This is a genomic window from Streptomyces sp. NPDC003284, assembly GCF_053589675.1.
This window is the reverse complement of sequence record NZ_JBSFSI010000005.1, coordinates 283,581-296,704: the sequence shown is the minus strand read 5'-3', so window position 1 is coordinate 296,704 and position 13,124 is coordinate 283,581. Positions and strand designations below refer to the sequence as shown.

Annotated in this window: 10 protein-coding genes; 5 read left to right on the top strand and 5 right to left on the bottom strand. The window is 74.5% G+C overall.

Annotated features, from left to right (window positions below; all coding sequences use genetic code 11):
- The first annotated feature begins 1 nt into the window (after position 1).
- Both ACWDYF_RS13670 and ACWDYF_RS13665 read left to right on the top strand, forming a co-directional pair.
- Positions 2-730, top strand: coding sequence for a VOC family protein (locus ACWDYF_RS13670; protein WP_389463041.1), 729 nt, complete (start codon positions 2-4; stop codon positions 728-730).
- A gap of 234 nt (positions 731-964) precedes the next feature.
- A complete protein-coding gene (locus tag ACWDYF_RS13665) occupies positions 965-3,331 on the top strand; it encodes an outer membrane protein assembly factor BamB family protein (protein WP_389463040.1) in 2,367 nt (788 codons plus the stop codon).
- Between the two features lie 75 nt (positions 3,332-3,406).
- Here the strand turns inward: ACWDYF_RS13665 and ACWDYF_RS13660 are convergent, their stop codons facing one another.
- The 4 genes from ACWDYF_RS13660 to ACWDYF_RS13645 all read right to left on the bottom strand — a co-directional run bounded on the left by ACWDYF_RS13660 (position 3,407) and on the right by ACWDYF_RS13645 (position 7,970).
- A complete protein-coding gene (locus ACWDYF_RS13660) occupies positions 3,407-3,592 on the bottom strand; it encodes a hypothetical protein (RefSeq protein WP_381737433.1) in 186 nt (61 codons plus the stop codon).
- A 216-nt stretch (positions 3,593-3,808) separates the two neighbouring features.
- A complete protein-coding gene (locus ACWDYF_RS13655; protein WP_389463038.1) occupies positions 3,809-6,748 on the bottom strand; it encodes an AfsR/SARP family transcriptional regulator in 2,940 nt (979 codons plus the stop codon).
- A gap of 176 nt (positions 6,749-6,924) precedes the next feature.
- Positions 6,925-7,320, bottom strand: a complete 396-nt coding sequence (locus ACWDYF_RS13650; protein ID WP_389463036.1) for a nitroreductase/quinone reductase family protein — start codon at positions 7,318-7,320, stop codon at positions 6,925-6,927.
- A gap of 80 nt (positions 7,321-7,400) precedes the next feature.
- Positions 7,401-7,970, bottom strand: coding sequence for a hypothetical protein (locus tag ACWDYF_RS13645; RefSeq protein ID WP_389463034.1), 570 nt, complete (start codon positions 7,968-7,970; stop codon positions 7,401-7,403).
- A 108-nt stretch (positions 7,971-8,078) separates the two neighbouring features.
- On the opposite strand from ACWDYF_RS13645, the gene ACWDYF_RS13640 reads away from it, so the two are divergent.
- The 3 genes from ACWDYF_RS13640 (at position 8,079) to ACWDYF_RS13630 (ending at position 11,907) form a co-directional block, all read left to right on the top strand.
- Complete coding sequence (locus ACWDYF_RS13640) at positions 8,079-8,591, top strand: PadR family transcriptional regulator (RefSeq protein WP_381737440.1); 513 nt, start codon at positions 8,079-8,081, stop codon at positions 8,589-8,591.
- A 75-nt stretch (positions 8,592-8,666) separates the two neighbouring features.
- The gene (locus ACWDYF_RS13635; protein WP_389463031.1) at positions 8,667-11,252 is read left to right on the top strand and encodes a bifunctional FO biosynthesis protein CofGH; all 2,586 of its coding nucleotides are present in this window, start codon (positions 8,667-8,669) and stop codon (positions 11,250-11,252) included.
- 82 nt (positions 11,253-11,334) lie between these two features.
- Positions 11,335-11,907, top strand: coding sequence for a hypothetical protein (locus ACWDYF_RS13630; protein WP_381737442.1), 573 nt, complete (start codon positions 11,335-11,337; stop codon positions 11,905-11,907).
- A gap of 44 nt (positions 11,908-11,951) precedes the next feature.
- Here the strand turns inward: ACWDYF_RS13630 and ACWDYF_RS13625 are convergent, their stop codons facing one another.
- The gene (locus ACWDYF_RS13625; protein WP_389463029.1) at positions 11,952-13,079 is read right to left on the bottom strand and encodes an ADP-ribosylglycohydrolase family protein; all 1,128 of its coding nucleotides are present in this window, start codon (positions 13,077-13,079) and stop codon (positions 11,952-11,954) included.
- Between the last annotated feature and the right edge of the window lie 45 nt (positions 13,080-13,124).

Below are 13,124 nucleotides of genomic sequence, written 5' to 3'. Positions count from 1 at the left end.
CATGGCCGAAAACAGGGCATCCGCGTACACGGAGGGCGTCCCCTGCTGGGTGGACGCACAGCTCCCCGACACCGCCGCGGGGTGGCGCTTCTACGGTGAGCTTTTCGGGTGGACCTTCGAGGAGAGGGAGGCGTACGGCGGCTCCGTCGTGGCCCTGCTGGAGGGGGAGCCCGTCGCGGCGCTCACCCCGAAGTCGGACGGCCGGATGCCCACCGTCTGGACGGTGTACTTCGCGGCCCCGGACCTCGGGGCGCTGGCCGGGCGGATCCGGGCGGGCGGCGGCCAGCTCCTCGGTGAGCCCCGGCAGCTCGGCCCGTACGGCACCGCGGCGCTGGCCGCCGGTCCGGAGGGCGCCGTGTTCGGGCTGTGGCAGCCGGGGCGGCACGCGGGCTTCGGCCGCCGCCACCGGCCGGGCAGCTTCGGCTGGGTCCAGCTCTACACCCGTGACACCGAGGGCGCGAACACCTTCTACGGCGGCCTCTTCCACGCGGCCCTGTTCGGCCCCGGCGCCCGGCCCGACTTCGGCCGGGCCCCGGTCGGGGACGTCTTCCCGGCCGAGATGCCCCCGCACTTCCTCGTCCACTTCCTGGTCGAGGAGGCCGCCACCGCCCTCGACACGGTCGTCCGGCTCGGCGGCCGGGTCCAGGTGCCGCCCTTCGAGACGTCGTACGGGAAGGTCGCGGTCGCCGTGGACGACCAGGGGGCGTCCTTCGCCGTCATGGAGCGGTGAAGATAATGGCGGGGCGGTGAAGGTCGGACACCTGACACCGTCCGCACGGCGGGAAACCGTCATTCCGCGCCGAAAATACACCAGGACATCCCGGTTCGTCGGCGGGTTCGCAACCAGTGCCGCGGCCAGGAAGAATCGGAGTGCGTGCCGCCACGGCGGTGCGGTGGTGAGACGCTGCACGGGGGCCGCGGACACACGGAGGTGGCGCGGCTCGTACGGGGAGGTGGCAGGCAAGTGGTGGATCAGCTGACGCAGCACGATCCGCGGCGGATCGGTCCGTTCGAGGTGCTGGGACGGCTGGGCGCCGGCGGCATGGGACTGGTCTATCTCGCGCGCTCGGCGTCCGGCCGGCGGGTGGCGATCAAGACGGTCCGCACCGAGCTGGCCGAGGACCAGCTCTTCCGGGTCCGCTTCACCCGCGAGGTGGAGGCGGCGCGGGCGGTCTCCGGCTTCTACACGGCCGCGGTGGTGGACGCCGACCCGCGCGCCGCCGTGCCCTGGCTGGCCACCGCCTATGTGCCCGCGCCGTCGCTGGAGGAGATAGTGACCGAGTGCGGGCCGCTGCCCGCGCAGGCGGTGCGCTGGCTGGCGGCGGGCGTCGCCGAGGCGCTCCAGTCCATCCACGGCGCCGGGCTCGTGCACCGCGACCTGAAGCCGTCCAATGTGCTCGTCGTCGAGGACGGGCCGCGGGTGATCGACTTCGGTATCGCCTCCGGCGTCTCCAACACCCGCCTGACCATGACGAACGTCGCCGTGGGCACGCCCGCCTACATGTCGCCCGAGCAGGCCAAGGACTCGCGCAGCGTCACCGGCGCCAGCGATGTGTTCTCGCTCGGCTCCATGCTGGTCTTCGCCGCCACCGGACACCCGCCCTTCCACGGCGCCAACCCGGTCGAGACCGTCTTCATGCTGCTGCGCGAGGGCCCGGACCTCGAAGGGCTCCCGGACGAGCTGCGCCCGCTGATCGAGTCCTGCATGCAGATGGAGCTGGCGGCCCGGCCCACCCCCGCCGACCTCCAGTCGCAGCTCGCGCCGCACCTCTTCGGCTCCGGCTCCGACGACAGCGGCACCGCCTCCGCCTGGCTGCCCGCCCCGGCGGTCGGCCTGATCGAGTCCCGCCGCGGCGGACGCCTCGTCCCGCCGCCGCCCACCTCGGGCGGCCCGGCGAACGGCGCCCGGCCCCCGATGGCCCCGCCGCCCCCGCCCTCCTACGACCCCGCCGTCCCGGCCCCGCAGGCGCCGCCGCTGCCCGCGATGCCCGCGCCGGTCGGCGCCCCCGACAGCGGCCCGGTGCGGCTGGCCGGTGCCGCCGCGCCCATCGGCCCCGGCCCGCGCGTCGCCGACGCCCGCGCCGCCGCGGTGAAGGCGCCGCCGCCGGAGGCGAGCCTCGCCGCCACCTGGTCCAAGCCCCGCCCCGGCGCCGCGCCCGTCGTCCCGGCCGCGCCCGCCGCGCCGCCGGAGACCGCGCCCGGCTGGCGCCCCTGGCGCTTCCGGATGTCCAACGACGTCTGGGGCACCCCGGCCGTCGCCTCCGACCTCGTCTACGTCACCTCCTTCGAGGTGCACGCCCTGGACGTGGCCACCGGCCGCCGCCGCTTCAAGACCCGGGACGTCGCCTGGTCCATGGCGGTCGCCGACGGCCGCGTGCACGCCTCCGACGGCCCCACCCTGTTCGCGCTGAACGCCCGCGACGGCGCCGACCTGTGGCGGCTGCCGACCGACGCCTGGGTGTACACGATCCAGGCCGAACGGGGCACGGTCGTCACCGGCACCCGCGGCGGCGGCGTCCAGGCGTGGGAGGCCGCCGGCGGCCAGAAGCTGTGGGAGATCACCGGCTGCCAGACCGACTTCGAGTCGCCCGAGGCGGGCCCCGCCCTGCACGAGGGCACCGTCTACGTCTGGCAGGACGCCCGGCTGCGCGCCCTGGAGGCCCGCACCGGCGAGGAGCGCTGGTCCTACCCGATCGGGGACGCGGCCTCCTGCGGCGGCGTCCCGGTGCGCATCACGGCGGCACCCGACGGCTACGCCTACATCGCGGCCGGCACCCGGGTCCTCGCCGTCGACGTGGTGAGCGGCCATGTCCGCTGGCACTTCGAGGCGCCCGCCGTCTTCCTCTCGCCGCCCGCCTTCGTGCCGGGCCCGGCGGTCACCGGCGGCGGCATCTACCTCGCCGACTACCTGGGCACCGTCTACGCCCTGGACGCCACCGACGGCCGCGACCGCTGGCGGATCGCCACCGAGGCGCGGGCCTCCGTCGACCCGGTCCTGGTCGCCGCCGGGCATGTGCACGTCGGCAGCGGCAAGGGGCTCTACACCCTGGACGCGGTGACCGGCACGCCCAAGTGGCGCTTCCAGTCCGGCGGCGAGATCGTCGGCTCCCCGGTGGTCGCCGAGGGCCGTATCCACTTCGGCTCCACCGACCACCTGCTCTACACGCTCAAGGCCGACGACGGCCGGCTGCGCTGGAAGCTGGCGACCGGCGGCGAGATCACCGGCTCACCGGTGGTCCGCGACGGCGTCGTCTACGCGTGCAGCAAGGACCGCTGCGTCTACGCCCTGGACGCCGAGAAGGGCACGGGCACGGCCCGCACCACCGCCTGAACACACACGTCGGCCGCGACGGCTCCCCCTCCGCGCCGCCGCGGCCGATCCCCCGTGTGTGCGAACGGACCCGGCTCAGGCCTTCTCGTCCGTCGCGTGGATGTTGTCCGTGCCCGCCTCGCCGGCGTCCTCGTCCGCCTTGAGCGGGTTCGGGGTGGTCAGCGGCTCGCTGGTGGCGTGGATGTTCTTCGCGCTGACCGCGCCGCCGGGCTTGGTGCCGGTGGCGTGGATGTTGCCGTTGCTCTTCTCGTCGTCGCTCATGTCCGCTTTCCCCGTCTCAAGGATTCCGTTCGTTGGCCGGGCAGTCCGCCCGGAGGCTCCCCCGAGGGCCTCCGGGCGGACTGCTCGGGGCCGTTCACCCTATGGCACGGCCCTGATCCGTTCCGCCTGCCCCCCGACGCGACGGAACGACAGGTCGAGAGTGCCGTGCGGCGATAAACAAACGATGAACGCCCGGCCCGGGGACGGCCCGTGGGCTCAGGCCACGGCGAGCGGGTTGATCAGCGCCCGGACCGCCTCGGCCTCCGGCGCGCCCGACGCCTCGTAGAGCGCCAGGGCGTCCTGCCAGCAGACCTGGGCGCGGCCGGTCTGCCCGATGCCGCTGAGGGCGCGGCCGAGCACGACGAGGACGTTCCCGCGCCGCCAGTCGCCGCCGATGTCCCGGAGCACCCCGAGGGCCAGTTCGGCGCCCGCCGCGGCCTGCGCGGGCCGCCGGGCGGCGAGGTCGACCTCGGCCAGCCGGAACAGCGTCATGCCCGCCCACAGTTGCTGGCGGCTGTCCTCGAAGACGGTGAGCGCTTCCTGGAGGCGGGCCGCCGCCTCGCTCGTCCGGCCGCTCTGGGTGAGCGCCAGGCCCAGCGCGTAGCGGCCGTTGGCGCCCTTGAGCGCGTGCCCCATGTCGTCGTACATGTCGGTGCCCTGCTGGGCCAGCGACACCGCGCTGTGGGTGCGCCCGCTGTCCAGGTGGATCCGCGACAGGTTGCACAGCGCGCTGGCCTCGCCCGCGCGGTCCTGGCAGGCGCGGAACCCCTCGATGGCCCGGGTGAGCAGGCTCTCGCCGTCCTCGAACCGCTTCTGGTAGATCGCGATCACGCCGAGGGTGTTGTACGCCCAGCAGGCGGCCAGCGGATCGGTGCCGGAGCTGAGCCGCGCGGAGTGCTCGGCGGCCCGCACCGCGAGGTCGAAGCGGCCGGTGATGCTGTGGACGTAGGCGAGGCAGATCAGGGCACGGGCCTCCGCCCGCGGGGCCGCGTCGCGTTCGGCCGCGTCCCGCAGCGCGGCGGCGACGCTCTCGTACGCCTTGGAGTTGGTGCCCGACTCGGCGAGGTCGACGGCCGCCCACAGGGTGTCCACGGCCCGCTCCAGGGACGCGGGCCGGGTGGACTGGCGGACGCAGGCCAGCAGCGAGACCGCCTCGGTGTACAGCCAGTCCTGGGCCTTGTGCCGGTCCTCGAAGACCAGCCCCGGGTGGCGCGCGGTGTGCAGATGGTCCACCAGCCGGTCGCCCGGCCGCTCCAGCGCGTACGCGCCCGCCGCCGTGGCCAGGTAGAAGTCCAGCAGCCGCGACAGCGCCGCGTCCCGCTCGCCGGGCGGCTGCTCGTCGCGTTCGGCGCAGGCGCGGGCGTAGAGCCGGACCAGGTCGTGGAAGCGGTAGCGGCCGGGGGCGGCGGACTCCAGCAGGGAGGTGTCGACGAGCGCTTCGAGCAGGTCCTCGGTGTCCTCGGCGGGCAGGTCGAGGACGGCGGCCGCCGCGGCGAGGGAGATGTCCGGGCCGTCGGCCAGGCCCAGCAGCCGGAAGGCGCGGGCCTGGGCGGGTTCCAACTGGCCGTAGCCCAGCTCGAAGGTGGCCTTCACCGCCAGGTCGCCCGCCTGGAGTTCGTCCAGGCGGCGCCGCTCGTCGGCCAGCTTGGCGGCCAGCACGGAGACCGTCCAGGTGCGCCGGGCGGCCAGCCGGGAGGCGGCGATACGGATGGCCAGCGGCAGGAAGCCGCAGGCGGCGACCACGTCGAGGGCCGCCTCGCGCTCGCTCGCCACCCGCTCCTCGCCGACGATCCGGACGAAGAGCTGGAGCGCCTCCTCCGGGCTCATCACGTCCAGGTCGACCAGATGGGCGCCCGCGAGTCCGACCATCCGCACCCGGGAGGTGACCAGCGCGGCGCAGCCCTCCGTGCCCGGCAGCAGGGGTCTGATCTGGGCGGCGTCGCGCGCGTTGTCCAGCAGCACCAGGACCCGGCGGCCGTCCAGGACGGAGCGGTACAGGGCGGCCCGCTCCTCCAGCGAGTCGGGGATCGCCGAGTCGGCGGTGCCCAGGGCGCGCAGGAAGGAGCCGAGGACGGTCTCCGGTTCGGCCGCGCGCTGGCCCGCGCCCTGGAGGTCGACGTAGAGCTGGCCGTCGGGGAAGGACGCGCGGGCCCGGTGCGCCACATGGACGGCCAGGGTCGTCTTGCCGACCCCGCCGATCCCGGCCAGCGCCGAGACGGCCATCACCCGGCCCTCGGCCGAGGCCAGCATGTCGCTCAGCTCGGTGACGAAGGACGCGCGGCCGGTGAAGTCGGGCACGGTCGCGGGCAGTTGGGCGGGCCGCACCGGTGCCGCCACCGGCTCGGGCGCGGGGGCGGAGGGCTCGGCCAGGGCCGGGTCGGCGCGCAGGATCCGCTGCTGGAGCTCGCGCAGCGCCGGGCGCGGGTCCACGCCCAGTTCGTCGGCGAGCAGCCGCCGGGTGTCCGCGTACACGGCCAGCGCCTCGGCCTGCCGGCCGCTGCGGTAGAGGGCGAGCATCAGCAGCTCGCGCAGGCGTTCGCGCAGCGGGTGGGCGGCGGTGAGCGCGGTCAGCTCCGAGACGGCCTCGCCGTGGCGGGCCTGCTCCAGGTCCATGTCCAGGCGCGCCTCCAGCAGTTGCAGCCGCCACTCCTCGAGGCGCACCCGCTGGGCCTCGGCGTACGGACCGGGCACCCCGGCCAGGGGCTCGCCGTCCCACAGGTGCAGCGCGCGGCCCAGCAGTGCCCGTGCCCGGTGCAGGTCCCCGGCGGCGCGGGCCTTGTCCGCCTCCGTGCCGAGGTCCTGGGCCGTGGCCAGGTCCAGCGCGCCCGCGTCGAGGCCGCGTACGGCGTAACCGCCGGACTCGCTGACCAGCACCCCGGGGTCCAGGATCTTGCGCAGCCGGGAGGCGTAGGTGCGCAGCGCCGCCAGCGCCTGCGAGGGCGGCTCCTCGCCCCACAGGGCGTCGATCAGCTCGGCCGCCGTCGCCGTGCGCCCCTCGCGCAGCAGCAGCGCGGCGAGCAGGGCGCGCTGCTGCGGCGACCCGGTGGGCAGCGGCTCCTCGCCGCGCCAGGCGCGCACCGGTCCGAGTACGCAGAAGCGCAGCGCCGCCGGCGGTCCGGCACGCCGCTGCTCAGGTACTCGGGGTACACCGTCCATCGCTGCTCCCTGGCCGCCAGCCGAACTGTCCTTCTTCGATAGGTCAGTTTGCCTTCTAAATGGCAGATGCGTCAGCTCCGGGAGACGGCGATCACAGGTCGTGGTGCCCGGTGACACAAGGCCCACACATGCTCTCCGCATCCGGAGAGCGGGCCGCGCCCGGGTGGCAAGCGCTCTCAGTCCGCCAGGTCCACCCGGACGGTCAGCAGGTCGGTCCCGAAGGCGCGGACCGCCGCGCTGTTGAACCGGGGCAGGCGGCGCAGCCGGGCCGCGGCGTCGTCCTCGGGCAGCAGGTGCGCGGTGCCGTGGTGCCAGCGGCCCCCGATCCGGACCCGGACCGCGGGGTCGGCCAGGATGTTGCGCACGTACTGGGAGCGGGTGCCGAACTCGGAGACGATCCAGAAGGACTCGCCGGTGCGGCGGCCGCCCACGGGGGTGCGGCGGGGCAGGCCGGAGACGCGTCCGGTGGTCTCCAGCAGGGTCTGGAGCGGGAGGCGCCGGGTGACCGGGTTGGCGACGTACCGCTGGAAGCGGGTGACCATCCGGTGCTTCAGGTCGCTGTGACGGGTCATGGGGCGTCAGCGTAGACCGGGGGCGCGTCCCGGGCAGTGGGCGCCCGCCGGGTGACGGGTGGTCACCGGGTGCGGGGCGGTCACCGGGTCGCCCGGCCGGTGGCGCGGGCTCTGGCCCGGACATGGGCGACGTAGCGGACGGTGAAGACCATCGGGATCGCGAAACCGGCGATCTGGATGACGGCGGCGAGGGCGGAGTGGGCGTGCCCGGCGTGGCTCAGCAGGGCGAGGACGACGGCGGTCACGGCGAACGCGGCGGTCCACACCGCGGTGATGACGGTGTTGGTCCGGATGAAGGGCTTCAGTCCCCACACCTCGCGCGGCGTGCCGCGCTTGGCGATGCCCAGGGTGAACGGCCTGCCGATGAGCAGGGAGACCCCGGCGATGACGGCGAGGGTGCCCGAGGAGAGCGCTGCGGAGTAGGTGTGCACGCCCGAGTCGTGGTCGGCGAAGGCGACGGCCGCCAGCACGGCGAAGAAGACCGCCGAGCCGGACTCGATGATCAGCGCGTCGAAACCGGCGCCGGAGCGCACCTGGCCGACGATGACCGCGACGGCGATGACGAGCGCGGCCAGGGCCGCCCACTGCCAGCTTCCCGAGGGCAGCACCGCGAAGACGATCCATGGCAGGAAGGTGCGCAGATAGGACATGGCGTTCCCCGTTTTCCCCGATGGCACTTACTTCTGTTCTGACATGTCGAAAGTAGAAGGTCGAGGGGTGACATGTCAACACTGGAAGGTCGCGGCTACAGTGGGGGCATGAGCCTCAGACACGCACTGCTCGGCCTGCTCTCGGAGCGCCCCGCCAGCGGCTACGACCTGCTGAAGCGGTTCGAGACCTCGTTGGCCAACGTCTGGCCGGCCACCCAGAGCCAGATCTACACCGAACTGACCAAGCTCGCCGGTGCCGGACTGATCGAGGTGGCGGCCGAGGGCCCCCGGGGCCGCAAGGAGTACGCCCTCACCGGCGGCGGACTGGCCGAACTGCGCCACTGGCTCACCGCGACCGAGCCCCAGCGCACCGTCCGCAGCGACATCCTGCTGCGCGTCTTCTTCCTCGGCGTGCTCACCCCCGCGCAGGGCCGCGCCTACCTCACCGGCCTCGCCGAGATGTCCGAGCGCGAGCACGGCGAACTGCGTCGGCTCACCGACTCCATCGACTGGGGCGACGACAGCCTCTCCGTGCACGGCCGCATCGCCCTGGAGTACGGACTGCGCTTCAACGCCATGCGCCGCGAGTGGGCCCAGTGGGCGGCGGATCAGATCAAGTGAGCGGGGGCCGGGCGGCGCGGTCGCGCCCGCCGCCGTGATCAGCGCCGGTGATCAGCGCACTCGTATGCTCGGAGGATGACGACTTCCGCGACCTCCGGAACCGGCCCCACCGAGAACTCCCTGCGCCGCGCCCTCAAACGCGCGCGGGACGGTGTCGCGCTCGACGTCGCCGAGGCGGCGGTGCTGCTCCAGGCCCGCGGCGAACACCTGCGCGACCTCGTCGCCTCCGCCGCCCGGGTGCGCGACGCCGGGCTCGACGCCGCCGGGCGGCCCGGCGTCATCACCTACTCCAAGAGCGTCTTCGTCCCGCTGACCCGGCTGTGCCGGGACAAGTGCCACTACTGCACCTTCGTCACCGTCCCCGGCAAGCTGCGCCGGGCCGGGCACGGGATGTTCATGTCCCCGGACGAGGTGCTGGACATCGCCCGCCGGGGCGCCGCACTCGGCTGCAAGGAAGCCCTCATCACCCTCGGCGACAAGCCGGAGGACCGCTGGCCCGAGGCGCGCGAGTGGCTCGACGCGCACGGCTACGACGACACCATCGCCTACGTCCGCGCGATCTCCGTCCGCATCCTGGAGGAGACCGGACTGCTGCCGCACCTCAACCCGGGCGTCATGAGCTGGACGGACTTCCAGCGCCTCAAGCCCGTCGCCCCGTCCATGGGCATGATGCTGGAGACCACCGCCACCCGCCTGTGGTCCGAGCCCGGCGGCCCCCACCACGGCTCCCCGGACAAGGAACCCGCCGTGCGGCTGCGGGTCCTGGAGGACGCCGGACGCTCCTCCGTCCCCTTCACCTCCGGAATCCTCATCGGCATCGGCGAGAGCCACGAGGAGCGCGCCGAGTCCCTGTTCGCGCTGCGCAAGGTCGCCCGCGCCCACCACGGCATCCAGGAACTGATCATCCAGAACTTCCGCGCCAAGCCGGACACGGCGATGCGCGGCATGCCCGACGCCGAACTGGACGACCTGGTCGCCACCGTCGCCGTCGCCCGGCACATCATGGGCCCCGCCGCCTGCCTCCAGGCCCCGCCCAACCTGGTCGACGGCGAGTACGAACGCCTCATCGAGGCCGGCATCGACGACTGGGGCGGTGTCTCCCCGCTCACCATCGACCACGTCAACCCCGAGCGCCCCTGGCCGCAGATCGACCAGTTGCGCGAGCGCTCCGCCGCCGCCGGTTTCGAGCTGCGCGAACGGCTCTGCGTCTACCCGGAGTTCGTCACCCGCGGCGAACCCTGGCTCGACCCGCGGCTGCTCCCGCACGTCGGCGCCCTCGCCGACCCGGACACCGGACTGGCCCGCGAGGACGCCGTCGTCGAGGGCCGCCCCTGGCAGGAGCCCGACGAGGCGTTCACCGCGTCCGGCCGCACCGACCTGCACACCGCCGTCGACACCGAGGGCCGCACCGGCGACCGGCGCGGCGACTTCGACGAGGTCTACGGCGACTGGGAGGCCCTGCGCGAGGCCGCGGCACCCGGCATGGTGCCCGAGCGCATCGACACCGACGTACGCCAGGCGCTGCGCACCGCGGCCGACGACCCGACGCGGCTGACCGACGCCGAGGCGCTGGCCCTGCTGCACGCGGACGGGCCCGCGCTGGACGCCCTCACCCGGATCGCGGACGACGTCCGCAGGTCGGCGGTGGGCGACGACGTGACGTACATCGTCACCCGCAACATCAACTTCACCAACGTCTGCTACACCGGCTGCCGCTTCTGCGCGTTCGCCCAGCGCCGCACCGACGCCGACGCCTACACCCTCTCCCTCGATCAGGTCGCCGACCGCGCCCAGCAGGCCTGGGAGGTGGGCGCGGTGGAGGTCTGCATGCAGGGCGGCATCCACCCGGACCTGCCCGGTACCGCGTACTTCGACATCGCGCGCGCGGTCAAGGAACGCGTCCCGGGCATGCATGTGCACGCCTTCTCGCCGATGGAGGTGGTCAACGGCGCCTCCCGCACCGGGCTGTCGGTCCGGGAGTGGCTGACGGCGGCCAGGGAGGCGGGCCTGGACAGCATCCCCGGCACCGCGGCGGAGATCCTGGACGACGAGGTCCGCTGGGTGCTGACCAAGGGCAAACTGCCCGCCGCCACCTGGATCGAGGTGGTGACCACCGCGCACGAGCTGGGCATCCGCTCCTCGTCGACGATGATGTACGGCCATGTCGACCAGCCCCGCCACTGGCTCGGCCATCTGCGCACGCTGGCCGGGATCCAGCAGCGCACGGGCGGGTTCACCGAGTTCGTGACGCTGCCCTTCATCCATACCAACGCGCCCGTCTACCTGGCCGGTATCGCCCGCCCCGGCCCCACGGTCCGCGACAACCGGGCGGTCACCGCGATGGCCCGGCTGCTGCTGCACCCCTGGATCCCCAACATCCAGACGAGCTGGGTCAAACTGGGCACGGAGGGCGCGGCCGAGATGCTCCGCTCCGGCGCCAACGACCTGGGCGGGACCCTCATGGAGGAGACCATCTCCCGGATGGCGGGCTCCTCCTACGGCTCCTACAAGTCGGTCAAGGACCTGACCGAGGTCGCCGCCGCGGCCGGCCGGCCCGCGAAACCGCGCACCACCCTCTACGGTGAGGTCCCCGAGGAGCGGCAGCGCGCGGCGGCCGCCTCCGACGGCCATCTGCCGCGGCTGCTGCCGGTGCTGGACTGAACCGCGCGGGAGGCGGCCCACAGTACGATGAGCCGACGGTTCCCGGGGCCGAACAGCTGAGTAGCCGAGGAGATGCGTGCCCATGCCTGCCCGAATACCTTCGTGGGCCTGGGTCAGCGGCCTCACCGTCGCGGCGGTCGTCGCGGTCGGAGCCCTCGCCGCCCAGGCGGACCAGGGCCCGCACCCCGTCGCCGCCGCGCCCCGTCCGAGCGCCTCGGCCTCCGCGGGCAAGCACCCCCCGGCCGCCGCCCCCAAGCACACCGCGCCGCCCGCGGCCCCGACCGGCTCGGGCACCGGCCGCCGTGTCGTCTACTCCCTCGGCCAGAAGCGCGTCTGGCTGATGGACGAACGCGGCATGCCCTCCCGGACGTTCGCCGTCTGGCCCGGCACGGTCAGCCCCGACCCGGGCGCCTACGCGATCTCCCAGCGGGTCGCCGACCCCACGAAGGGCTCGGACGGCGTGGAGATCGAGCACATCATGTACTTCGCCGGGAAGGCGGGCGTCTTCGTCGCCTTCAGCAACGCCGTCGACGGCTCCTCGCCGCCACCGGTCGCCGAGGGCATCAAGACGGGCGGCGTCCGCACCGGCAAGGAGGACGGCACGGCCCTGTGGGACTTCGCGGCGAAGGGGACGCGGGTGGTCGTGGTCGACTGACGCCCCGGCCCCGCGGCCACCGCCTCCCCGGCGGCGTCGTACGCCTACGCGGCCCCGGCCCCCCTCGGGTAGCGGGCGAGCCAGCCCGGGGACGAGCCGGTGGGGCCGTGCAGGGCGGGGCCCTGGGTCATCTCCATCGCGAAGTCGTCCGCGAGGACCAGCAGGGTGGGGCGGCCCTCCAGTTCGGCCAGCCAGGCGGGCGGCAGGGCCGTCTCGCCGTGCAGGGCGCCGAGCAGCCCGCCGGTGAGCGCACCGGCCGCGCCCGAGGGGCCGCTCTGGTTCACCGCCAGGCACAGCCCGTGCCGTACGTCCTCGCCGACCAGCGCGCAGTACACGGCGACCGCGAGCACGCCCTCCGCCGCACCCCGCCCGGCCAGTTCCGCCACCCGCGCCGGGCCCGGCATGCCCTGGCGGACCGCGCCCAGCGCGTGCTGGAGGGCGTCCGACACCGGCTCGTGGCCCGGCCGCACCGCGAGCAGCGCCAGCGCCTTCTGCACCGCGGCGTCCAGCGCGTCCCCGCGGGCCAGCCCGTGCACGATCACGGCGTACGCGCCGGCCGCCAGCCACGCCGAGGGGTGGCCGTGGCTCTGCGCGGCGCACTCCACCGCGAGCTGCACGACCAGCTGGGGCTCCCAGCCGACCAGCAGCCCGAACGGCGCGGACCGGGCGGCGGCCTCCGGACCCGCCTCCCCGGGGTTCTTCGGCGTCTCCGGGGTCCCCATGACGGTGTCGCCGAACCCGCCGAGCAGCGCCCGCGTCGGCTCCCGCCGGGCGTACAGCCACTCCTCGCGGGCCAGCCAGCCGTCGTCCTCGCGGCGCTCGTCGGGTCCCCAGTCCCGCTGGGTGGCCGCCCAGCGCAGATACGCGCGGTGCAGGTCGGTCGGCGGGTGCCAGGCCCCGGTGTCGCGGCGCACCTGCGCCCGGATCAGCCCGTCCACGGTGAACAGCGTGAGCTGGGTGAGGTGCGTGATCCCGCCGGGCCGCCCGTGCGCGGGGGCCAGGTCCGCGATCCCCTCGGGGCCGTGCGCCGCGCGGATCGCGTCGAGGCCGAGCCCGTCCACCGGGGCCCCGAGCGCGTCCCCCAGCCCCACGCCGAGCAGCGTGCCCCGCACTCTGCTGCGGAAGTCCTGCTGCTCGGCACGCCCCCAGACCACCCCGGACGTCGTACCCACCCAGACCTCCTCACGGCACCGTCCGTACGTACGACGTTCGGCACT

Coding starts and splice junctions, on each gene's coding strand:
- ACWDYF_RS13640 (WP_381737440.1), top strand. CDS start 8,079: ATGAGCCTCAGACACGCACTGCTCGGCCTGCTCTCGGAGCGCCCCGCC.
- ACWDYF_RS13635 (WP_389463031.1), top strand. CDS start 8,667: ATGACGACTTCCGCGACCTCCGGAACCGGCCCCACCGAGAACTCCCTG.
- ACWDYF_RS13650 (WP_389463036.1), bottom strand. CDS start 7,320: ATGACCCGTCACAGCGACCTGAAGCACCGGATGGTCACCCGCTTCCAG.
- ACWDYF_RS13630 (WP_381737442.1), top strand. CDS start 11,335: ATGCCTGCCCGAATACCTTCGTGGGCCTGGGTCAGCGGCCTCACCGTC.
- ACWDYF_RS13660 (WP_381737433.1), bottom strand. CDS start 3,592: ATGAGCGACGACGAGAAGAGCAACGGCAACATCCACGCCACCGGCACC.
- ACWDYF_RS13655 (WP_389463038.1), bottom strand. CDS start 6,748: ATGGACGGTGTACCCCGAGTACCTGAGCAGCGGCGTGCCGGACCGCCG.
- ACWDYF_RS13670 (WP_389463041.1), top strand. CDS start 2: ATGGCCGAAAACAGGGCATCCGCGTACACGGAGGGCGTCCCCTGCTGG.
- ACWDYF_RS13645 (WP_389463034.1), bottom strand. CDS start 7,970: ATGTCCTATCTGCGCACCTTCCTGCCATGGATCGTCTTCGCGGTGCTG.